We start from the raw sequence: 22,486 nt of genomic DNA, 5'->3' as shown, positions 1-22,486 counted from the left end.
CTATCTGGAGTGTATTCGCTAAATCGAGCCGGGAGCGCTCGCGGCGGTGGCGTACCTCGCACGGGAGGGCGCGGAGCTGACACCCTGATCAGTGGGAGAGCGCCTCGCGGGGAGCCGGCGGTGGTGCCGTGGCGGGCTCGGGTTCCTGGACGGAGGCGCTCGGCGCGGGGGCCTTGGGAATGAGCAGGGGCACGCGGCCCTCGGGATACAGGGCCGTGAGCCGGTCGCCCCGAATCTCCAGCGCCGCCAGATGGCGGCCGTAGCCCGTGCTGAGGCCCGTGTCGATGAACACCGTCCGCCCTCCGAAGCGCAGGCGGATGCGCCCGTCCTGCGTCGTCGTGTGCCCCATCACCATCCGCTTCGCGCCGAGCTGGCCCAGCACCTTCGTGAGCCCCGCCTCCCACTGCGCCTCGTCATCCAACGCGTAGCCACGGAACCACAGCGGTCCGTTCCGCGCCGAGGCGCCCCCGGGAGGCTGGCCCGGTGTCAGGTCCTGCCGCACCCAGCGATTGAGGCCCTCCAGCGTCGTCTCCGGCAGGCCCGGTGCAATCCCTCCGTGCAGGAAGAGCGTGTCGTTGATGCGCACGACGGCCGCGTGCGTGCGCAGCCAGCGGCCATAACGTCCTTCGGGCCCGTAGGCGGCCTGGTGGCCCTGCGTTCCCCGGTCCATGCCCGGGCCATCCGGCACGGCGCTCTGGTCCGCGAACGAGGCCCGCTCGCCCGGGGCGACGTAGCGCAGGTCCCCCATCATGTTCATCATCTCGTGGTTGCCCAGCAGTGCGTGGACCCGGCCACCGGCCTTGCGCGCCTCGACCTCCAAGCGCATGAGCAGCTCGTAGGCCTCGCGCGTCTGGTCGCCCCGGTCCGGGATGTCCCCCGTCTGCACCAGGTGCGCCCTGCCACCCGTCCAGTGGTCCCGGGCATCCACGAGCCCTGCCAGCTTCAGCACGTCACGCAGGGCTCCCACATCCCCGTGGACGTCTCCCACGGCGACGATGCGCTCCACACCCTTGAAGGCGTACGGCTCCTCACGGGGCGCGGCGGCCATGAGGAGGGGACACAGCAGGAGGCTGAACAGGGCAGGACGCACGGGACGTTCCTCGGCACGGCGTGGACGCCGCGGAGCGTAATTCACGTCTCCTCCCCTTCCCATCCGTCCGCGGTCGCGCCCTGCCCTCCGCCGCGAGCAGCGCGTTGGCAGGGAGCGCACGGCCAGGACAACCCGGCGCGCAGCCCCGGAAGGCGGGCAGCAAGGAGGGCGCTCGGAAGGCGTGGGGGTGACGCGCTCCCGAAGCAATTCCCATCCATACGGAAGGGGATGGGGGTGGAGCCATGACCGGTCGGGGTCCTCCCGGCGCGCAGCAGTCCGTCGAGCGCGGCGTGCTCGACGTATTGGGAGGGCTCTTGTCCGAGCTCGGCCAGCCGCGCGCCTCGGAGGACTTGAGCGCGGAGATTCCATTGGACACCGGGCTCGGCCTGGGCAGCCTGGAGCGGGTCGAGCTCCTCCTGCGGCTGCAGCAGGCGTTTGGCGTCACGCTGCCGGACGACGCGGTTGCCCGCGCCGTGTGCGCACGGGAGCTGGCCTGCCTCGTCCTCGAGGCACACCCGGCCGTCGAGGAACCCCACCCCGCTCCGCGAGTCGCCCAGGCTCCCGCGCGGGCGGCCCCCGGCTCCGCGTGTCTCCTGACGGACGTGCTGCGCTGGCACGCGGAAGCCTGGCCCGAGCGCACCCACCTCTTCCTGCGCGAGGAGGACGGCACGGAGCGTCCGATGACGTACGGGACGCTCTGGGCGAGAGCCACGGGAGTGGCGGCGGCCCTGGCGGACGCGGGCGTGGAGCGCGGCGAGCCGGTGGCCCTCGTGCTGCGCACGGAGGCGGCCTTCTTCCCGTGCTTCTTCGGCACGCTGCTCGCGGGAGGAATCCCGACACCCCTCTACCCGCCCTTCAGATTGGACCGGCTGGAGGAGTACGTGGGACGGCAGGTGGAGATTCTGCGCAACGCGCGTCCGCGGGTGCTCGTCACTTTCGACGAGGCGCGCCGCGTAGGCGCTCTGCTCAAGGCCCGGGTGCCCTCGCTGCGGCACACGCTGACGCCCGGGGAGCTCGCGTGGACGGACGCGAGCGCTCCGGCGGTCCATCTGGACGGGAAGGACGGGGCGCTCCTCCAGTACACCTCTGGCAGCACGGGAGCGCCGAAGGGCGTGCTGCTCACGCACGAGAACCTGCTGGCCAACCTCCGGGCCATCGGCCGGGCGATGCGGGTGGGCCCCGAGGACGCGGCGGTGAGCTGGCTGCCGCTGTACCACGACATGGGACTCATCGGCTCGTGGCTGATGCCGCTGACCTACGGAGTCCCCATCGCCTTCCTCTCTCCGCTGGCCTTCCTGACGCGCCCGTCGCGTTGGCTGCGCGCGCTGCACGCGCACCGGGGGACGCTCTCCGCGGCGCCGAACTTCGCGTACGACCTGTGCGTGAAGAAGGTGCGCGACGAGGAGCTCGCAGGGGTGGATTTGAGCGCCTGGCGCGTGGCGCTGAATGGCTCGGAGGCGGTGAGCCCGGAGACGCTGGAGCGCTTCACGCGGCGCCTCGCTCCATATGGACTGAAGCCGGGGGCGCTCTTCCCGGCGTACGGGCTGGCCGAGGTCGCGGTGGCGCTCACCTTCCCGCCGCCAGGCCGGCCGCCGCGCATCGACGTGGTCGAGCGCGAGCCCTTCGAGCGGAAGGGAGAGGCGCGTCCCACGACGGAGCCCCCGAGGGCGCTGCGCTTCGTCTCGTGCGGAAGCCCGCTGCCCGGCTACGCGGTACGCATCGTCGACGAGAAGCACGGCCCGGTGGCGGAGCGGGTGCGGGGCCATATCGAGCTGCTTGGTCCGTCGCTGACACCGGGTTACTACGGCAACCCGGAGGCGACGCGGAAGGTGCTGCGGGACGGGTGGCTGGACTCGGGGGACCTGGGCTACCTGGCGGACGGAGAGCTGTACGTCACGGGCCGGAGCAAGGAGCTCATCATCAAGGCGGGGCGCAACCTGTACCCGTCGGAAATCGAGGAGCAGGTGGGCGAGGTGCCCGGCGTGCGCAAGGGCTGCGTGGTGGCCTTCGGGCAGCCGGACCCGCGGGTGGGAACGGAGCGGCTGGTGGTGGTGGCGGAGACGCGCGAGCGCTCGCGCGAGGCACGAGAGCGGCTGCGGGCGGCCATCGTGGACCGGGTGGCGGAGGTGCTGGAGTTGCCGCCGGACGAGGTGGTGCTGGTGCCGCCGGGGGCGGTGCACAAGACATCGAGCGGCAAGCTCCGACGAGGCGCCACGCGAGAGGCCTGGATGAGCGGAGCGCTGACCCGGGGCCGGAAGGCACGGTGGGCGCAATTCGCGCGGCTGGCGGCGAGCGCATCGTGGGCCCGGGCGGGACGGCTGCTGGGGACGGTGGGGGCCGCGGCGTACACGGGATACTTCACAACGTTGGTGTCGCTGGCGGCGTCGACACTGGAGGTGGCGCTGTGGCTGACACCGGCGGGCGCGGCGACGGCGCGGATGATGAGGCGAGGCTCGCGCTGGCTGCTGAAAGCGGCGGGCTGCCCGGTGCGCATCGAAGGGCAGGAACACCTGCGAGGCGAAGGCCCCTGGGTGCTGGTGGCGAGGCACGTGAGCTACCTGGACTCGGTGGTGCTGCTGGCGGTGCTACCGGTGGACTTCCGGGCGGTGGCGCAGCGGGAGGCGGGACGCTGGCCGGTGGTGGGAAGGGCGATGCGGCAGTCAGGACAACTGTTGGTGGACCGCTTCCACGCGGGGCCGGCGGCGGAGGCCGCGGAGCGCGCATCACGACTGCTTCAGCAGGGGATGTCGCTGCTCGTCTTCCCCGAGGGCACGAGGGCCCGGGGGCCGGGGATGCTTCCGTTGAAGCTGGGAGCCTTCAAGGCGGCCGTGGAAGCCGGACGGCCGCTGGTGCCCATCCACCTCGCGGGGACGCGGCGCATCTGGCCGAGGGGGAAGCACCTGCTGAGGCCCGGACGCATCACGGTCGTCATCGGTGAGCCACTGACACCCGAGGGGACAGGCTGGCCGGAGATGGTGAGGCTGCGGGAGCGGACGCGGCAGGTGCTGAGCGCGGGGGCGGGCCCGGGGTGAGTTGCTCATGGGACGCGAGTGACTGAGGCAGTACCGGGCGGCCTCGCGGTAGACGGAGTCCAGGTGGGCGAACAAATCCTTCCCCAGCAGGTCGTGCTGTTCCCACCGGTCATAGAAGACCCGATAGCCGGCCTCCGACAGGAGGCGCGCACAGCGCTCGACCAGCTCGCGGTCCTCCTGGGCGAAGGACAGTGCGAGGTCGTACTGGTGCGGCGGGGACTCTTGCCGCACCTGGGGTGAGGAGGGCTTCACGGCGCTTCATTGTAGCCGCAGCCCGCCGGGCTGCTCCCCTGTGCGCGGGGGCAGGGTCGACGCCTCAAGAGGCGTGCCTGAGGCAGCAGCCCTCCTCGGTCCCCTCTCCGTCCCAAGCTCTTCGGGTACTCTCCCCGCCGTGTGGAGCGAGCTACGTGCGCTGTGGAGCGAGCCCGGTCTCGAACGCCAAAGTGAGCCTTCGAGGTGGGATTGGGGGCTCGTGTTCGCCCTCATGGCCGCGGCAATTGCCGAGGGGCTCCTGCGCGAGGGCCTCGCCATGCGACCCGTGCAGATCGCGTTCGGCGTGGCGCTGGTTGGCACCCTGTGGTTTCGACGAACGAACCCGCTGGCCGCAACGGCGGTTGCATTCGGGCTGTCGATTGTCGTCTCGATGGCCGAGGTGCTGCTGGGCGGTCCGAACCTTTCGCCCTACACCGGGGCCTGCGTCCTGCTCCTGCCGTACTCGCTGTTTCGCTGGGGCTCGGGGCGAGAGGTCGCCGTCGGGCTCTTGTTCATGGTGGGCGCATACGCCTCCTCCGCGCTCCGCGGGGAGATGCAGGGGATGACCGATGCCATCGGCGGGGCGGTCGTAATGCTCTTCCCGGGGGCGCTCGGTGCGTCGGTCCGATTTCGGGCGGCCGCGCACCGGCGAGAGCTCGAGCACGCCAGGCTCCGCGAGCGTGAGCAGCTCGCACGCGAGCTCCACGACACCGTTGCGCACCATGTGACGGCAATCACCATCCAGGCCCAGGCTGGCCGCGCGGTCATCGGAACGCGGCCGGACGCTGCCGCGAAGGCACTGGAGGCCATCGAGGGGGAGGCCACGCGCACGCTCGCCGAGCTACGAGCGATGGTGGGCGCCCTTCGGGACGACCAGGCCGCCGCGCTCGCGCCTCAGGGACGCATCGCCGACATCGAGCAGCTCGCGCGGCACGCTGGGGACACGCCCTCCGTGGAGGTGGAGCTGGTCGGAGACCTCACCGGGCTCCGGCCCTCGGTCGAGTCAGCCCTCTACCGGCTGGCACAGGAGTCCATCACCAATGCCATCCGGCATGCCCGCAAGGCGAACCACGTCCGTGTGCGCGTCGCCGCCGATGGCGCCGTCGTGCGCCTGACGGTGCGCGACGATGGCGAGACACCGTCCGGGCGCCGCAGCTCGGGCTTCGGACTGGTGGGAATGGCCGAACGCACCGCGCTCCTCGGAGGGACGCTCGAGGCCGGTCCGAGTGCCGACGGTGGGTGGCGGGTCGACGCAGCCCTGCCGCGGAATGGAGGCGTGCCGTGACCATCCGGGTGCTCGTGGCTGATGATCAGGAGCTCGTTCGAACGGGCCTCCGGATGATTCTGGACGCGCAGCCGGGCATCCAGGTGGTGGGTGAGGCTTCCGACGGAAGGCGGGCCGTGCAGCTCGCGCAGGAGCTCCGGCCCGATGTGTGCCTGTTCGACATCCGCATGCCGGGGATGGATGGCATCGAGGCCACGCGGCGGCTTGCAGGCCACGGCGTGACGGAGCCGCTGGCCATCATCGTCATCACCACGTTCGACCTCGACGAATACGTCTTCGGCGCGCTCAAGGCGGGCGCCCGGGGCTTCCTCCTGAAGGACGCGGGCCCTGAGTTGCTCGTGCAGGCGATTCGCGCGGCCGCGAGTGGCGACGCGCTCATCTCCCCCAGGGTGACCGCCCGGCTGCTCGAGCGATTCGCCGACCTCGGCGCGGCAAGCGCTCCAGCGCAGCCCGTCGAGCCGCTGACGGAGCGTGAGGAGCAGGTGCTCCTCACCGTGGCGCGTGGCCGGACGAACGAGGAGATCGCGCAGGAGCTCCACATCAGCCTGAGTACCGTGAAGAGCCACCTGGCCAGCCTGATGGGCAAGCTCGGGGCAAGGAACCGGGTGGAGATTGCCGTGTGGGCGTACGAGACGAAGCGGGTCGGGCGCTGAGACGGGCTCCAGCTCGTACTTTCGGCTGAGCGCGAAATGACCTTTCGCTCGATGTCCTGTCGTTGGGCGCCGCGCATGCTCACCGTGCATGACGACCCACACGACGACATTCCCATCCACTCCGTCTCGCACCCCCGTTGCTCGAAGCGAGGCCTCCCCTCCTGACGGTCGCGATGGGGCGATGCGGGCCGTCGTTCACGAGCGCTACGGGGGCCCCGAGCTCCTGCGGGTCAAGAGTGTCCCTCGGCCGAAGCCCGCGGCCGGGCAGGTCCTGCTGCGCGTCCACGCGTCGTCCCTCAACGCCATGGACTACCGCCTCATGCGCGCGAATCCATTCCTGGTGCGACTGCACAACGGCTTCCTGCGGCCGAGGCGGCCGATTCTCGGTGCCGACGTGGCGGGAGTCGTCGAGGCGGTGGGGCCCGGAGTCACCCGGTTCACGGTCGGAGACGACGTGTTCGGCGAGGCCTTCTTCGCTGACGGGCTGGGCGCCTTCGCGGAGTACGTCTGCGTGCGCGAGCAGGCAATCGTCAAGAAGCCAGAGAGCCTCAGCTTCATCGAAGCCGCGGCGGTGCCGCTCGCCAGCGTCACGGCCCTGCAAGCCATTCGAGAACGGGCCAGGGTGCGGCCGGGGCAGTCGGTACTCATCCAGGGCGCGGGCGGTGGCGTCGGCATGTTCCTCGTTCAAATCGCCAAGGCATACGGTGCGAACGTGACCGCGGTGTGTGGTCCCGGGAGTGTCGAGCTCGTCCGGTCGTTCGGAGCAGAGCGCGTCCTCGACTACACGCGTGACGACGTCGTGAACGACGACCAACGCTACGACGCGATATTCGGCGTCAACGGCTTCCGTTCCCTCGCGGACTACCGGGAGCATCTCACTCCAGGTGGCGCCTACGTGATGGTGGGTGGAACCAACCGCCAGCTCTTCGAGGCACTGCTCCTCGGGAAGGCCCGATTCGGAGCCGGGGGACGAAGAATCGAGGTGCTGACCATCGACGACAGCCTGCGCGCGAGCGACCTCGAGGAGGTACGTGGCCTGCTCGTCGAGGGACGGCTGCGAGTCGCCATCGACCGCGTGTTCCCGCTCGAGCGGGCCGCTGATGCGTTTGCATACGCGGAGGGCGGACACGTCCGAGGGAAGGTGGTCCTCCGCGTGCGGGAGGCTGAGTGAAACGTCGTTCACACCCGAGCGGCACGGGCGTCCTGGTGTCATGGACAACAGGAAACCTGCACCGTCGCGGGCCCATGCGTGGGCCCAGGGCTCACCCGTCCCCGTGGGGGCAGGGTTCATCCAGACACAGCGCAGCACCGTCGGAAATCCAGGGGCCAATGCGCCCATGGCTGGAAGCCATGCGGTGAGCTGCACCGATGCGCTCCCGTGGCCCTACAAGACCAACAGCTGGCTCAGCCCCATACTGATGGCCGACAACACGTCATCGGTGTACCTGGGGCAGGACGCGGAGGGGCGGTACCAGCGGTCCACCATGGCCCAGCTCCCTGTCTACCCCCATCCCTGGGCCATCTCGTTCAGTGCTTCCGGCAATGCGGACCCGGGCCTCCTGCTCATGCAGGAGACGGTGCGCGTGATTGGAGGCGCCTTCATCCCGGGGCCGGGCGGCCCGGCAACGAACTCGAAGGACCAGCTGACGGAGCTCATTGCCGACTTCAGCGCCCAGCTCCAGGTCCTGCCGGGATTCCTGCCCCGGGCCATCAAGGTCCACCGGATGGGCGACTACGACGCGGAGCTCGTCATGCGCGCGGCGGACGCCTCCATCCGGCCCGCCTCCCTCCCCTGCGACGCGCAGCTCCAGATGGGCGTCGTTCGAGGAAGCCCCCTCCTCTACTTCACGGCGGTCAAGCTCCCCGGCGTGGGCTTCAAGTTCATGACTGGCCCGGCGGGCAATGCCCATGGCACGGTCGACGTCGGCGGCGTGAAGGTCGCCTGGCGTGTACAGGGGACCACGGTCCTGTTCTTCCCGGATGGCGCGGCCCGCTACCAGGACGCGTCGGCCACCGAGCCGACGCTGACCTTCAACGACGCGACGGCCAGCAACTTCTTCGTCCTGGGCACGCTGCCGGAATACTGGTTCGACGACGCCTCCGCGCTCACGACGCTGGCCGAGGCGGCGTTCTCGTACCCCACCGGTTCCACCGTCACGTATGCCTATGACCCCGCCAGCCAGTCAGTGGACGCCACGTACACGCTGAAGACAAACAACGTGCTGGGCTCGAAGGTGGACAAGACGATTCACGGGCTGCTTCCGGGGCACTACCTGCCGAGCCCGATGCGTGACAGCGCCCCGGTGCTGCAGGGGAACCCGCCACCGCTCCGGAACAAGGCCGGCGAGGAGCTGCGCTTCCTCACCGTGCGTGGCGTGCTGCGGGTCTTCGATACCAGCAGCTTCACCTGCCGCTACGCCTACCCGGGCATCCTCCCCTGGCTGCCGCCCCTGGACGCGAACGACCAGGACGGACGGGCCGAGCTCGAGAAGTGGGTCAACGACGTCTTCGTCCGGCGGCACGGCTCCGACGACCCGCCCTACACCAACACCAACACCCTTCAGGGAGAGCCGGCGTATACCCTGGGCAAGTTCCTGACCCGCAACATGGTGGCCGTGCCCTCCATCGCGGACACGCAGAAGGACGCCGCCCTGGCGGAAGAAGTCACACGGGCCACCCGGGAAGCCATCCAGCTCTACTTCCGCAAGGACCCCACGTACACCCAGCGCGAGCCCGGCGCCGCCCCGTATTACACCGTCTATGACTCCGAGGTGGGGAGCCTCTTCCAGTACCCGAACGGCCAGGGGCCCAGCATCGCCTTCCCCTCGGACACCGACGTGCCTCCGTATGACACCTTCGGGGCCATCTCCCGGTGCAATGACCATCACTTCCACTACGGCTACTTCATCTTCGCCGCGGCCCAGATTGCCCTGCGTGACCCCGCCTGGGGCGCGGATTGGAAGGATGCCATCAACCAGTACGTCTTCGACGTGGCCAACACCCCCGCCATCAATCCCAATCCCCTCTTCCAATTCCCAGACATGCGCTGCTGGGACGCCTACGAGAATCACGGCTACGCGTCGGGCCTCTCCTGGCGCGACGTCATTGGAAACAACGAGGAGTCCATCTCGGAAGACATCCACTTCTGGGCCGGCGTGATTCTGTGGGGCGCGGCCACCAGCCAGCCGGAGATGATGGAGCACGGCATCACGCACTACGCCGCCGCCGTCCACTCGTCATGGGTGTACTGGTTCGACAAGGCCGGTATCTACCGAGACGTCATCGAGCAGATCGCTGGCGGCGACTGGCCGGTCAACTGGCCCGGCAACGGGGTGGCCCGCCTCTTCGATGCGAACTCACGCTGGGACACCTTCTTCGGCATCCATCCGGTGAATGGCCGGGGCATCACGATGATCCCCATCACCGCGTGCTCCTTCTACCATGCCATGAGCCCGGACTCCGTCGGCGCCGTGGTGGAGGCGTACAAGGAATTCGTCACGCGCTACGACATCGACCCGCTGAAGCCCCAGGGGCTGGATACGCCCTTCACGCAGGACAATCAGTGGCTCGGGTATCTCTACTGGTATGGCCTGCTCGCGAAGTACCAGGCCCTGGTCGACCCGCACGCGGCCCTCGACTATTTCTATCCCGTCGCGCCCAACTACGACGTGGTGAATGGGATTGTCCCCAATGACAAATTCACCGACGTGGGAGATTCGGGAGCGTTCATCTACCACCTGGCGCGCTACCTCCAGACGCACGGCACGCCCGACCTGGGGCTCAAGGCGACCAACACGCCGTTCTTCATGACCTTCTTGGACGCGGCGAACAAGCAGAGGACCTACGCCGCCTTCAACCACTCCGGAGCGCCGCGCACCCTCACGTTCACCGATGGCACCCGCATCGAGGACGTGCCCCCTCGGGCGCTGGGAACGAAGGTGGTCCCGCTGCCTTGAGCCCTGGCCGCCCTGCTCGCGACGCAGCCAGGTCCTTGGGGCTGGCAGCGTCAGGTCGGGGCCGAGATGGCACCCCAGAACAACACTGCGAAGCCCCCGAGCTCGCCGGCAATCAACGCGACCATGGAAGCGACCATCACCGCGGGCGGAAGCTCGGCGCGCCCGAGCCTGTGGGGACGCGCGAACTGGTTCTCCGTGTCTCGCAGGACGCCGTGGACGACATAGGACGAGAGCCCGAAGGCGAAGAAGCCCACCAGCGAGAGGACCGCGGCCAGCTCGACGTTCGCGTCCAGGGTGCTGAGGACGACGAAGCGCTCGACGACCAGACATGCGAAGGAATACAGCAGCGCGGCCCTGTGGGCGATGTCGACGTAGGTGGAGGCCTGGGCCTTGGGGCTGCGGGCAATCTGGGCGTACTTCCAGACGCCGAACGACAGGCCGGCCAGCAGGAAGCCGCCGGCCGCGAAGACCGAGATGCTCTGGGCGAGGTTCATGGCGCGAGTGTGGAGACTCCGCGTCCCAGGCGCTTGTACGAACCAGCTACGATGGGGGGATGTTCCGGGCACGCATCGAGCTGTGGGAGGACCGGGTGCTGTCCATCGCGCGACTGGGGCGCGTGGCCGTCCATGCGCACGCGGGCTCGGCGTTGCTCGTGGGAATCGACGGCCGGTTCGGTTTCCGCCTCGGACAGCCTGGCGCCCGGTGGCAGGCCGTCGAGCACCTCGTCATCGCGCCCGGGTGCCTCCACGAGCTGGATTGTGGCGAGACGCTGATGGGCGTCCTCCACCTGACCCCGGGCCGGGTCGACCACCGGCAGCTCTGCGAGCATGTCGAGCTGCCCGACTTCGAGAGCGTGCACGTGCTCGGGACGCCCCGGCGGCGGCGTGAGGAGCTCGAGGCCATCTTCGCGGGCGAGCTCCGCGACGCCGAGCTCGAGGCGTGGGTGGCGCGGCAGGTCGGGCCTCCTCCAGGACGGTATGCGCGCGACGCCCGGGTGGAGGAGGTGGCGGCGTTGATATCCCGTCAGCCGGAGGTCCTCTGGAGTCTCGACGCGCTCGCCGCGCGCACGGGCGTCTCACCCTCACGCCTGCAACACCTCTTCCATGCCGAGCTCGGCGTCACGCCGCGGCAACTGCGGACGTGGCAGCGCCTGCGCGAAGCCAGCCGGCGATTCGCCGCGGGCGAGAGCCTCACGCTGGCGGCGCACGAGGCCGGGTTCGTCGACTCGGCGCACATGAGCAAGGCGTTCCGGCACTTCTTCGGAATCGCGCCCTCGCGGGTGCTCTCGGGCGGGACGCACATGCAGGTGCATGCGTCCCGAGCCAGTCAGAGCGGTGTGCCCGCCCCGGGTGTGGAGTCAGGCACCGTGGGGCCAGGCACCTCAGGCCGCCACGGCGGCACCTGGCACGGGCCCCTCGTAGCGCAGCGGGACACCGTCCTCGGGAGCCAGCGTGACGTGGCGGCGCACGGACCGGATGGGCCGGTCGTGCACCAACGAGAAGCGATGCGCCGCCAGCAGTGAGCCCAGCGCCACCTTCATCTCGTACAGTGCGAAGGCCGCGCCCACGCAGCGCCGGGCCCCACCGCCGAAGGGCAGGTACTCGAAGGGCGAGAACTTCCGCTCCAGGAAGCGCTCCGGCCGGAAGCGCTCCGACTCGGGGAAGACGGCCGGGTTGGAGTGCGCCTGGGTGATGGAGGCCATCACGCCCATGCCCACGGGCAGCTCGTGCCCGCGCAGCTTGAAGGGAACGCGGAGCTTGCGGTTGACGAGCGCCACCACCGGGAACAGCCGCAACGTCTCGTCGCACACCGCGCCCAGGTAGGGCAGCCGCGCCAGCGTCTCCGGCTCCGGCCGGGAGCCGAGCCCGCTCAATTCCTGCTGCACGCGCTGCATCGCCTCGGGCGTGCGGTGGAGCCAGTACAGCGCCCACGCCATGCCAATGGCCGTCGTCTCGTGGCCAGCGAAGAGCAGCGTGCGCAGCTCGTCCTTCAGCTCCAGGTCGGACATGGGCTGCCCCGCCTCGTCTCTCGCGGCCAGCAGCAGGGAGAGGATGTCCTCGCGGTTCAGGTTGTCCGCGCGCCGGCGCTCGAGCTGCTCCGTCAGCAGCCCGTCCAGGGCCTCCACGTTCTTCTGGAAGCGCACCCAGGGCCCTCTCCCACCGAAGGAGCGCCGCAGCACCGGGAACATGGTGATGGGGACCGTATAGGATTGGGTGTAGGCCGTGATGACGTCGTGGAAGCGCCGCACCCGCTCCGGCTCCTCGACGCCGAAGACCACGCGGATGATGATTTCGAGGGAGATGGCCTGCGTCATCTCCAGGGCCACCCGCGAGGCACCGGGGCGCAGCCCCTCCATGGCGCGCAGGGTGATTTCCTGCATCTGCGCGCCGTAGGCCCTCATCCGCTCGCCGTGGAACGGGGGCATGAGCAGCTTCCGCTCCCGCTTGTGGCGCTCCCCGCTCAGCAGCAGCATCGAGTTCAGGCCCACGACGGGCTCGAGCGGCACCCGCGCCAGCGGCTCGAAGGTGTCCGGGTCGGCGGAGAAGATTTCGCGCAGGCCCTCCGGGTCTCCCGTGACGGCGACAGTGCCCGAGGGCAACTGGGCCACGAAGGGGTCGCCATACCGCGCGACGCACTCGCGGACGAACCCCGCGGTGTCTTTCAGGAAGCGCAGCGACTGGAGCAGCCGGAAAGGAGGCCCTCGCAGGGACCGGGACATGTGTGAACCTCGCGGAATGGAGGGCGCGAGGAGGATAGCCGCCCGCTCGCCCGGATTCGACGGGCGGGAGGGCGGCCCGAGGGCCTGTCCCCATGGCTCGCGGTCCCTACCCCAAGCCGGCACCCTCACGACAGGAGCGTGACGATGGAGCCGGAGGCCGTCCTCGGCACGGCCGGCCAGGGTAACGGGCATGACGGGCACCCCGCGCGTGTCTAGCTCATGACGCGCCCATGTACACGGTCACCGAGACGCTCCACGAGAGCAGCCGAACGGTCCTCTACCGAGGGCTCCGGGACGGCGATCGGCGTCCCGTTGTGCTCAAAGTGCTCGCGCCTGGACACCGCCCGCAGGACCTCGAGCGCCTGAGACACGAGTACCAGCTCGTCAGCACGCTCCACCTCCCGTCCGCGGTGTCGCTCCTCGCGCTCGACACGTTTCGCGGCCTGCCAGCACTGGTCATGGAGGATTTCGGCGGCGTGTCGCTCGACACCCTGCTCGGCACCCCCATGGAGACGGGGCGGTTCCTTCCGCTCGCGCTGCGCATCACCGAGGCGCTCGCGGAGCTCCACCAGCGCGATGTCATCCACAAGGATGTGAAGCCGCGGAACATCCTGGTCCACCCCGGCACGGGAGAGGTGAAGCTCGTCGACTTCGGCATCGCCTCGCGCCTGCCGTGTGAGCAGGGGCCCATGGGAAGCGCGAGGTGGATCGAAGGCTCGCTCCCCTACATGTCTCCCGAGCAGACCGGGCGCATGAACCGGGTCCTCGATGAGCGCAGCGACCTGTACTCGCTGGGTGTCACGTTCTACGAGATGCTGACCGGGAGGCTGCCTTTCGAGGCGACGGACCCGCTCGAATGGGTGCACTGCCACGTCGCCCGAACGCCTCAGTCCCCGGCGGACGTGCTCGCCTCGGTGCCCGAGGCCCTCTCGGCCATCGTGATGAAGCTGCTCGCGAAGCAGACCGAGGAGCGCTTCCAGAGCGCCACCGGGCTGCGGCGCGACCTCGAGACCTGCCTCGCGCAGTGGCGCGCGAACGGGCGCATCGCGCCGTTTCCTCCAGGCGAACGCGACGGGTCCGACCGCTTCCAGCTCCCGCGGAAGCTGTATGGGCGCGACGAGGAGCAGGCCGCTCTGCTGGCCGCCTTCGAGCGGGTCGTCGCCACGGGGACGCCGGAGCTGATGCAGGTCTCCGGGTACGCGGGCATTGGAAAGTCGTCACTGGTCCACGAGCTCCACAAACCCATCGTGGTCGCCCGGGGACTCTTCGCGGCTGGGAAGGTCGACCCCTATCAGCGCGACATTCCGTATTCGATGGTGGTCCAGGCCGTGCGGGAGCTCGTGCTGGACGTCCTCGCCGGGAGCGAGGAGCGCATCGCCGAATGGAAGCAGCGGCTTCAGGCCGCACTCGGAACGCATGCCCGGCTCATTGTCGATGTGCTTCCACCGGTGGAGCACATCCTGGGTCGGCAGCCGCCGGTTCCCGAGCTGCCACCAACCGAGGCGCACAACCGCTTCTGCACCGTGTTCCGGCGCTTCATTGGCGCCTTCGCACAGGAGTCCCACCCCCTCACCCTCTTCCTCGACGACCTCCAATGGGCCGACTCCGGAAGCCTCGCGCTGCTCCAGGACCTGCTGTCCCATCCCGAGACGCGGTACCTCTTCGTCGTCGGGGCCTATCGAGACAATGAGGTGTCCGCCAGCCATCCCTTGAAGCTGATGCTGGAGGGCCTGCGGAAGGCAGGCGCGCGGGTCTCGAGCATCGTGCTCCGTCCGCTCCAGGAGGTGCACCTCGCCACCTTCATTGGCGATGCGCTGCACTGCACTCCCGAAGAAGCGGGGCCGCTCGCGAGGCTCGTGGAGGAGAAGACGGCGGGCAATCCGTTCTTCGCCATCCAGTTCCTCACCGCGCTCCATGACGAGCACCTCATCGCGTTCGATGCGTCCGCCAGGGCGTGGCATTGGGACATCGAGAAGATTCGCGCCAAGGGCTTCACGGACAATGTCGCCGAGCTCCTGGCGGGCAAGCTCCAGCGGCTCCCCACCGCCACCCAGGAGGCCTTGAAGCTCGCCGCCGGCGCGGGCAGCAGCGTGGAGCTCGAGCTGCCGGCCACGCTGCTCGGCCGCGACGAGGAGGAGACCCGGGAGACCCTGTGGGAAGCCGTCCGCGCGGGCCTCCTCGTCTGCGTCGGGCGCCGTTACACGTTCGTCCACGACCGCGTGCAGGAGGCGGCCTATGCGCTCATCCCTGAGGAGTCGCGGGCCGCCGTCCATCTGCGGATTGGCCGGTTCCTGAGGTCCCGCTTCGGGGAGACCCCGGCTGACGAGCGGCTGTTCGACCTGGTCACCCAGCTCAACCGCGGGGCCGCGCTCATCGTCGACGAGCGTGAGCGGGCATTGCTCTGCCAACTGGACTTCCAGGCCGGCCGGAGGGCGAAGGCGTGCACCGCCTACGCGTCGGCCGTTGGCTACCTCACCCAGGCGACGCGGCTGTTGCCGCCGGAGGCATGGAGCACGCGCTACGAAGAGACGCTCGCGCTCCATCTGGAGCTCGCGGAGAGTGAGGTCCTGGTCGGCCACTTCGAGCGGGCCGACAGGCTGTTCACCCTGATGCTCGAGAAGGCGCGCACCCAACTCGACCGCGTCAAGGTCTGGACCCTCCGGATGCGCATGTATCAGGTCATCGGCAGACCGGGGGACGGGGTGACGTTGATGCTCGAGGGACTCCGGTCCTTCGGAATGAGCTTCCCGGACGATGACTCCGCGCTCGGGGAGGCGCTGGAAGCGGAGCAGCGGGAGGTCGCGCTCAACCTGCGGGGACGCCGCATCGCCGACCTCGTGGACGCTCCGGTCGCGACCGATGCCAACGTGCGCGCCATCCTCCGGCTGCTCGTCACGGCCATGCCCTGCGCGTATATCGGCCGGCCCAGGGTCTTCCCCCTGATTGTCATGCGGGCGTTGAACCTCTCCCTGCGGCACGGAAACACCGAGGACTCCTGCTTCACGTACAGCGCCTACGGCACGCTGCTCGTCTCGGTCTTCGGTGACATTCCCTCCGCCTTCGAGTTCTCCGAGATGTCCATCCGGTTGAACGAGAAGTTCGGCGACATCCGGCAGCGGGGAATCCTCCTCTACCTGCATGCGCACTTCATCCACTGCTGGCGCAAGCCGATGTCCACCGTCACGCCCATCCTGGAGAAGGTGCTGCCCGCCTTTCTGGACGTCGGGGAGTTCGTGTTCGCCGCGTACCATGGCTTCTGGTCCATCTGGCTGGCGGTCGAGCGGGGCGACACGCTGGACGACGTCCTCCAGGAATCGCGCAGATACACGGCGTTCGCGCGCGAATCCCACAACGACGTCATGCGGGTGACCATCGCCGTGCAGCAGCAGTTGGTGGCAAACCTGAAGGGACGGACGCGGGAGCTGGCGAGCTTCGACGATGAGCAGTTCAGCGAAGCCGAATGCCAGGCGATGCTGGCCCGGGCGAACTTCGGCACCGGGCTCGCCGCCCTCCATATCGCGAAGCAGGTCTCCGCCTTCGTCTTCGGGCAATACGACGAAGCGCTGGCGTGCGCCGAGCGGGTGGCGCCGATGCTCGGGGCCGTGATGGCCACGACCATCGAGGCCACCCACCACTTCTACCTGGCGCTCACCCTGGCCGCGCTCCATTCGCGGGTCTCCGGAGAGCGGCAGCGCGAGCTCGCACGGCGCCTCGCGGAGGAAGTGCGGAAGCTCGCGCTCTGGGCGCGGCACTGCCCCGAGAACTACCAGAACCGGTTGGCCCTGGTATCCGCCGAGGTCGCGCGCATCGAAGGACGGGAGCTCAACGCCGAGCGGCTCTACGACGAGGCCATCCGCTCCGCGCATGACAACGGCTTCGTGCAGAACGCGGCCCTCGCGTACGAGCTCGCGTCGAAGTTCTACCGGGGGCGCGGCCTGCCGCTCGTCGGCGATGCGTACCTCCGCGAGGCCCGGGCCTGCTACTCGCGGTGGGGCGCCGATGGAAAGGTGCGGCAGCTCGACCAGCACCATCCCCAGGTCCGCGAGTCGAAGACGCTCGCCGCCGGTGCCACGTTCGCCGCCCCGGCCGAGCAGCTCGACCTCCTCTCGGTGGTCAAGGCGTCACAGACCATCTCCGGGGAGCTCGTCCTCGACAAGCTCGTGCGAACGCTGCTCCAGGTCGTGCTCGAGCAGTGCGGCGCGCGGAAGGGCGCGCTCCTCATTCCCAGGGGCGGCGAGCTGACCCTCGAAGCGGAGGCCTCCTTCGACGAGCAGGGCGTGACGACGGAGCTGCTGCCGTCGGTGCCGGCGTCCTCTTCCTCGCGCGTCCCGATATCGCTCATCCAGTACGTGCGGCGGACACGGGAGCGCGTCATCCTGGATGACGCCGTGCGGGCGCGGTATGCGTCGGACCCGTATCTTGCCCGCGAGAGGCCGAGGTCGGTGTTGTGCCTTCCCGTCCTCCGGCAGGCGGAAATCGTCGCCATCCTGTACCTGGAGAACAACCTCGTCTCCGACGCCTTCACCCCGGAGCGGCTGGCAACCCTGGAGCTGCTCGCCACCCAGGCGGCCATCTCGTTGGAGAATGCGCTGCTGCTGGCCAAGGAGCAGACGGCACGCACGGCAGCGGAGGACGCCGAACGCCGCGCGGCGTTCCTCGCCGAGGCAGGACGGCTCCTGTCCGAGTCGCTCGACTCCGGAGAAATCCTCGCGCGGTTCAGCCGGCTCTGCGTGCGCTCATTCGCGGACTGGTGTCTGCTCGACGTGCTCGAGGCGAGCGGAGAGTTCCAGCGGGTGGCGGCGGCACATTCCGACGTCCAGCAGCGAAGTCCCCCTGGCTGGGACTCCGCCCCACCCTCCCTGGGCATCCTGCACACGGTGGCGCCATCCCTCCTCCGGGAGGTCTCGGCTGCGTCGCTGAGCACTTCGGGGCTGGGTGAGCCCCTGCGCGCGCTCATCCAGACGCTGGGCGCACGCACGGCGATGGTCGTTCCGCTCGTGGCGCGAGGACAGAACCTCGGGGTGCTCACGCTCGCCTCGGCGAAGCCCGGTCGCCAGTATGGGCGTGAGGACCTGGAGCTCGCGCGGGAGCTGGCCCAGCGCGCGGCAATCGCCATCGACAACACGCGCCTGCACCGCCACACCCTCGAGGCCCTGCGCCTGCGCGAGGAGTTCCTCTCGGTCGCCTCCCACGAGCTCAACACGCCCATGACGTCGCTCTCGCTCTCATTGCAGAGCGTGGTCCGTGCGACGCGGAAGGGGCGGCCTCTCAAGCCCGAGCTGCTGGACAGGACGGTGGACAATGCCTGGCGGCAGGGACAGCGGCTCAACCGGCTCATTGGCGAGCTGCTGGACGTGTCGCGAATCGAGTCCGGGAGTTTCGCCCTGGAGCTCTCCGAGGTGGACCTCACCTCCCTCGCGCATGAGGTGGTCCAGCGGTTCGCCTCGGAGCCCACGCAGCTCCCTTCCACCGTGACGATTCGAGGCGCGCCCTCGGTCATGGGCCGATGGGACCGCTCGCGCATCGACCAGGTGCTGACGAACCTGCTCTCGAATGCCCTGAAGTTCGGCGGTGGGAAGCCCATCGAAATCGACATCACCCAGGTCGATGGGACGGCGCGCATCGCCGTGACGGACCGGGGCATCGGCATCGACGCGTCCCGGCAGGCTCGAATCTTCGAGCGCTTCGAGCGAGCGGTTTCGGTGCGCCACTACGGCGGTCTCGGGCTGGGGCTGTACATCTGCCGGAGAATCGTCGAGGCCCACGGCGGCTCCATCCGCGTCGAAAGCCATCCGGCGCAAGGTGCCACCTTCACGGTCGAGCTCCCCCGGGGAGCCGTGCGTTTCCGGTCTCGCCCTTCACCCTCGCCCGCTCCGAGCCAATGACAGGCCCCCGGCTGGCGCATGAGAGGGATTGAGGCCCGGTCAACCGGGGTAAGGCTCCGAGCGCTCGGTTTCGTCCGGCCGGCTTGCTGTCACCCCACGGCGTCCCCAGCATTTGACGAGGCTCTCAGGAGGGGAGTCCGTGCAAAACCTCGCCCGGGTATTCAGTCTGCTCCTGCTGCTCGCCGTGCCGGCCTGCCTCCGCGAAGAGAAGGAGCCCTTGAGCGTTGCCACGCTCCTCTGGCCGGGAAGCGAGCCCATCTTCCTCGCGCGGGACCTCGGTTACATCGACGATGGCTCGATTCGCCTGGTGGAGTACTCCACCACCCAGGGCGGGACGAACCGCGAGTTCCGCAATGGGATGCTCGACGCGGCGTTCGTCACGTTCGACATCGCTCTCCAACTCCAGCAACAAGGCTTCGAGCCCCGGGTGGTGCTCATCACCGACTATTCGGAAGGCGCGGATGCCATCGTCGCGCGTCCGGGGGTGAAGCGACTCGAGGACCTCCGGGGCAGGCGCGTGGCGGTGGAAGACCTGGTGGTGAGCATCTACGTGCTCGGCCGGGCCCTGGAGCTGGCGGGGCTCCGGCCCTCGGACATCCAAATCCTCCGGATACCTGTCGATCAGCAACTGCGCGCCTATGAGTCGGGACAGGTGGATGCCGTGGTCACCTATCAGCCCTTCGTGGCCAAGCTGCGCGCCGCGGGCGCCCACGAGCTCTTCGACAGCCGCCAGCTCCCTGGAGAAATCGTGGACATGCTGGTGGTGCGCGAGGACGTCCTCGAGAAGAAGCCCGAGCAGGTGGAGCAGCTGCTCCAGGGGTGGCGGCGCGCCCTGCGCTATATGAAGGAGCGCCCGGACGACGCGGTGGCGCGGATGAGCCCCCGCCTCGACACGAGCCCCTCCGAGCTCGCCTCCATGTTGAACGGGCTGCGGCTGCTCTCCGTGGAGGAGAACCTCTCCCTGTTACGGGGGCCCTCCTCCCCCCTCATCGAGTCGGGGCGGCAGCTCCAACGCTTCATGCTGGAGGAGGGGCTGCTGCGCGAACCCGTGCGGACCGAGCAGATGCTGGACGCGCGCCCTCTCGAGGCGCTCCAGGAGCGCCAGTGATGGAGCGTCCCCAGCGCGGCGGCACCGGGGAGCGGGCTGCGAACCCACACAGGCTGCCCCCTCTACTCCCGCTGCGCCTCACCATCCCGCTGGTGCTGCTGCTCTTCGCCGTCACGCTGGGCCTGTTGGACTTCCAGCAGAACTCGCGCCTGGCCTCCCTCCGCGTGGAGGAGAGCTCCACCCAGGGACTCACGCGGCTGCTGGGCGAGAAGCAGGACCAGTTGGAGCTCCTCCTGCGGCTGCGCGAGCACGAGCGGGTCCGGGAGGAGGTCGCCGGTCTCGGCGCGGATACGCATGTGAAGCGGGCGTTGCTCATCGATGACACCGGCACGGTGCTCGCCTCGACACGGCGCGTGGAGATAGGCAAGCAGGCCCGGGAGCTCTCCCCCGGGCTGTTCAACCGGGAAGAGGAACAGCGGGCGCACCGGGCCCGCGAGGACCTCGTCCCGAGCGTCCGGGTGACGCCGGGAGGGCAGAGCATCGTGGCCTGGTTCCCGGTGATGGGCCCCGCGAGCCCCGAGCACCTCGCCCCTCCGACGGTCTGGTTGCTCGCCGTCGAGCGGGACCTCACCGCCCTCAAGGCGCAGACACGCAACCTCGTGTGGATGAGCGTGCTGCGGCGCAGTGGTGCGCTCGCGGGGCTCGCGGTGTTGCTCTGGCTCTTCTTCCACTTCGTCCTCACCCGCCGGGTGGACCAGTTGGTCGCCACCGCCCGTCGCTTCGCCGCGCGCGACTGGGAAGCGCGCAGCGGGCTCTCCGGAAGCGACGAGCTCGCCGTGGTGGGGCGCGCCTTCGACGAGATGGGCGAGCGCCTCCGCGCGACCCACACCCAGCTCGAGGAGAGCGAGGCCCAGGTCCGGCTGTTGCTCGACTCCGTCGCCGAGGGCATCTTCGGGATGGACCTCGACGGACGCAGCACCTTCGTCAATCGCTCCGCCGCGCGGATGCTCGGCTATTCGGACGCGAGGGAGCTGTTGGGGGTCGATGCGCACGCGACGTGGCACTACGCCCGCGCGGATGGCACGGCCTATCCCCCGAGCGAGTGCCCCATCCTCGAAGCGCTGAGAGCCGGCACCGAGAACCACATCGAGCGGGATTGTCTCTGGCGCAGGGACGGCACACGCCTGGCGGTGGAGTGCTGGTCCTACCCCATGCACCAGAGGGGCCGGCGAATCGGCGCCGTCGCGACGTTCGTGGACATCACCGCGCGCCAGCGCGCCGAGGAGGCCCAGGCGCTCCTCATCGACGTCGGCACGCAACTGGCGGAGCTGCTCGACGAGAAGCGCACCCTGGAGCGCGTGGCGCGGCTGGCCATTCCCCAGCTCGGCCAGTGGTGCATCATCGACACGGTGGACGACGAGGGCGTGCTCCACTCCGCGGCCGAGGTGCACCAGGACCCGGCCCGGCGGGAACTGCTCCGCGAGCTGGCCGGGCGTCCTCGGAATCCGCTCCGGCCCACCGCGCGAGTGCTGCGCACCGGCAAGCCACTCCTCGAGGACGAAGCCACCCAGGCGCTGCTCCACCCCGTCAACTCCGATGGGGAGTACTCGAGGTTGTTGCAACGACTCGGAACCAGGACCGCCATCGCCCTCCCCATCACCGTGCGGGGACAGGCGCTGGCGGCCCTGTTGCTGGTCTCGAGCACGCCAGGCTTCCACTACGGACCGCTCGAGCTGGCGCTCGCCGGGGAGCTCGCCCGACGCGCCTCGGTCGCCATGGACAACGCCCGGCTCTACCGCCAGTCGCAGGACGCGGTGCGCCTGCGCGAAGACTTCCTCAGCGTGGCCTCCCACGAGCTGCATACCCCGCTCACGCCCCTGCGCCTGCACCTGCAGACGCTCCGGCGCGCGCTGGCCTCGCCTCACGATGGAGCAACCTGCACCCACCTGCTCCCGAAGGTGGACAAGGCGCTCGGACAGGTGGCGCGCCTGTCCCGGCTCGTCGATGACCTGCTCGACGTCACCCGCCTCGGCTCCGGCCGGCTCGACCCGCGGCTGGAAGAGGTGGACATGGGGGAGCTGACCTGGGACCTGGTCGAGCGCTTCTCCGAGCAGGCAAGCCTCGCCCGGTGCCAGCTCCTCGTCTCCACCGAGGGGCCCACCATCGGCCACTGGGACCGGGCGTATCTGGAGCAGGTCTTCACCAACCTCCTCACCAACGCGCTGAAGTACGGCGTGGGCAAGCCGGTGGAGCTCCACGTCGCCTCATCCGGAGGCAGGGCACGCTGGAGCATCCGGGACCACGGCATCGGAATCGCCGCCAAGGACCTCGAGCGCATCTTCGGACGCTTCGAGCGGGCGGTCTCCGCCCGGCAATACGGCGGATTGGGACTGGGCCTCTACCTCTCACGCGCCATCGTCCACGCGCTCGGGGGAGAGATACACGTCGAGAGTCAGCCCGGAGCCGGGGCCCTCTTCACCGTCGAGCTGCCGCTCGAACCCGCACTGGACGTGACGCGGGAGCAGGTGTCACCGGCAGGCGCCTGAGCCCCGGGCGCGCGCTTCTC

11 protein-coding genes and 2 pseudogenes are annotated in these 22,486 nt (G+C 69.5%); 9 read left to right on the top strand and 4 right to left on the bottom strand.

Annotation, left to right across the window (positions count from 1 at the left end):
* Positions 1 to 88: 88 nt before the first annotated feature.
* Positions 89 to 1,048, bottom strand: coding sequence for a metallophosphoesterase (locus ACVTJA_RS13855; protein WP_465840384.1), 960 nt, complete (start codon positions 1,046 to 1,048; stop codon positions 89 to 91).
* Between the two features lie 284 nt (positions 1,049 to 1,332).
* Between ACVTJA_RS13855 and ACVTJA_RS13850 the strand changes: the two genes are divergently transcribed.
* Complete coding sequence (locus ACVTJA_RS13850) at positions 1,333 to 4,122, top strand: AMP-binding protein (protein WP_465836831.1); 2,790 nt, start codon at positions 1,333 to 1,335, stop codon at positions 4,120 to 4,122.
* 33 nt (positions 4,123 to 4,155) lie between these two features.
* On the opposite strand, the pseudogene ACVTJA_RS13845 reads toward ACVTJA_RS13850, so the two are convergent.
* Positions 4,156 to 4,353: pseudogene (locus tag ACVTJA_RS13845) on the bottom strand (TIR domain-containing protein); the annotation flags it as partial.
* Positions 4,354 to 4,594: 241 nt separating this feature from the next.
* On the opposite strand from ACVTJA_RS13845, the gene ACVTJA_RS13840 reads away from it, so the two are divergent.
* The 4 genes from ACVTJA_RS13840 (at position 4,595) to ACVTJA_RS13825 (ending at position 10,268) form a co-directional block, all read left to right on the top strand.
* The gene (locus tag ACVTJA_RS13840) at positions 4,595 to 5,659 is read left to right on the top strand and encodes a sensor histidine kinase (protein WP_465836830.1); all 1,065 of its coding nucleotides are present in this window, start codon (positions 4,595 to 4,597) and stop codon (positions 5,657 to 5,659) included.
* The gene (locus ACVTJA_RS13835) at positions 5,656 to 6,312 is read left to right on the top strand and encodes a response regulator (RefSeq protein WP_465836829.1); all 657 of its coding nucleotides are present in this window, start codon (positions 5,656 to 5,658) and stop codon (positions 6,310 to 6,312) included. The genes ACVTJA_RS13840 and ACVTJA_RS13835 overlap by 4 nt, the downstream gene beginning before the upstream one ends.
* A gap of 181 nt (positions 6,313 to 6,493) precedes the next feature.
* Positions 6,494 to 7,483, top strand: coding sequence for an NAD(P)-dependent alcohol dehydrogenase (locus ACVTJA_RS13830; RefSeq protein WP_465836828.1), 990 nt, complete (start codon positions 6,494 to 6,496; stop codon positions 7,481 to 7,483).
* Between the two features lie 166 nt (positions 7,484 to 7,649).
* Positions 7,650 to 10,268 carry a glycosyl hydrolase gene (locus ACVTJA_RS13825; protein ID WP_465836827.1) on the top strand — a complete coding sequence of 873 codons (2,619 nt, stop codon included), beginning with the start codon at positions 7,650 to 7,652 and terminating at the stop codon, positions 10,266 to 10,268.
* Positions 10,269 to 10,318: 50 nt separating this feature from the next.
* On the opposite strand, the gene ACVTJA_RS13820 is transcribed toward ACVTJA_RS13825, so the two are convergent.
* Positions 10,319 to 10,762: a hypothetical protein gene (locus ACVTJA_RS13820; protein WP_465836826.1), complete on the bottom strand. Its 444-nt coding sequence runs from the start codon at positions 10,760 to 10,762 to the stop codon at positions 10,319 to 10,321.
* A gap of 59 nt (positions 10,763 to 10,821) precedes the next feature.
* Between ACVTJA_RS13820 and ACVTJA_RS13815 the strand changes: the two are divergent.
* Positions 10,822 to 11,490: pseudogene (locus tag ACVTJA_RS13815) on the top strand (helix-turn-helix domain-containing protein); the annotation flags it as partial.
* A 159-nt stretch (positions 11,491 to 11,649) separates the two neighbouring features.
* On the opposite strand, the gene ACVTJA_RS13810 reads toward ACVTJA_RS13815, so the two are convergent.
* On the bottom strand, positions 11,650 to 12,987 hold the full coding sequence (locus ACVTJA_RS13810) for a cytochrome P450 (RefSeq protein WP_465836825.1): 1,338 nt from the start codon (positions 12,985 to 12,987) through the stop codon (positions 11,650 to 11,652).
* A 230-nt stretch (positions 12,988 to 13,217) separates the two neighbouring features.
* On the opposite strand from ACVTJA_RS13810, the gene ACVTJA_RS13805 reads away from it, so the two are divergent.
* From ACVTJA_RS13805 to ACVTJA_RS13795, 3 genes are all read left to right on the top strand, one after another.
* On the top strand, positions 13,218 to 18,872 hold the full coding sequence (locus ACVTJA_RS13805; RefSeq protein WP_465836824.1) for an AAA family ATPase: 5,655 nt from the start codon (positions 13,218 to 13,220) through the stop codon (positions 18,870 to 18,872).
* Positions 18,873 to 19,011: 139 nt separating this feature from the next.
* Positions 19,012 to 19,980, top strand: coding sequence for an ABC transporter substrate-binding protein (locus ACVTJA_RS13800; RefSeq protein WP_465836823.1), 969 nt, complete (start codon positions 19,012 to 19,014; stop codon positions 19,978 to 19,980).
* Positions 19,980 to 22,466, top strand: coding sequence for an ATP-binding protein (locus ACVTJA_RS13795; protein ID WP_465836822.1), 2,487 nt, complete (start codon positions 19,980 to 19,982; stop codon positions 22,464 to 22,466). Before ACVTJA_RS13800 ends, ACVTJA_RS13795 begins: the two co-directional genes overlap by 1 nt.
* The last annotated feature ends 20 nt before the right edge of the window (positions 22,467 to 22,486 follow it).

This window comes from Pyxidicoccus sp. M6 (assembly GCF_055568925.1).
The sequence above is the reverse complement of the archived record's forward strand: the minus strand, read 5'-3'. Positions and strand labels throughout refer to the sequence as shown.

What these genes read in the sequence shown, in the direction of transcription:
- ACVTJA_RS13795 (WP_465836822.1), top strand. Translation starts at nt 19,980, where the DNA reads ATGGAGCGTCCCCAGCGCGGCGGCACCGGGGAGCGGGCTGCGAACCCA.
- ACVTJA_RS13855 (WP_465840384.1), bottom strand. Translation starts at nt 1,048, where the DNA reads ATGGCCGCCGCGCCCCGTGAGGAGCCGTACGCCTTCAAGGGTGTGGAG.
- ACVTJA_RS13805 (WP_465836824.1), top strand. Translation starts at nt 13,218, where the DNA reads ATGTACACGGTCACCGAGACGCTCCACGAGAGCAGCCGAACGGTCCTC.
- ACVTJA_RS13850 (WP_465836831.1), top strand. Translation starts at nt 1,333, where the DNA reads ATGACCGGTCGGGGTCCTCCCGGCGCGCAGCAGTCCGTCGAGCGCGGC.
- ACVTJA_RS13820 (WP_465836826.1), bottom strand. Translation starts at nt 10,762, where the DNA reads ATGAACCTCGCCCAGAGCATCTCGGTCTTCGCGGCCGGCGGCTTCCTG.
- ACVTJA_RS13810 (WP_465836825.1), bottom strand. Translation starts at nt 12,987, where the DNA reads ATGTCCCGGTCCCTGCGAGGGCCTCCTTTCCGGCTGCTCCAGTCGCTG.
- ACVTJA_RS13825 (WP_465836827.1), top strand. Translation starts at nt 7,650, where the DNA reads ATGGCTGGAAGCCATGCGGTGAGCTGCACCGATGCGCTCCCGTGGCCC.
- ACVTJA_RS13830 (WP_465836828.1), top strand. Translation starts at nt 6,494, where the DNA reads ATGCGGGCCGTCGTTCACGAGCGCTACGGGGGCCCCGAGCTCCTGCGG.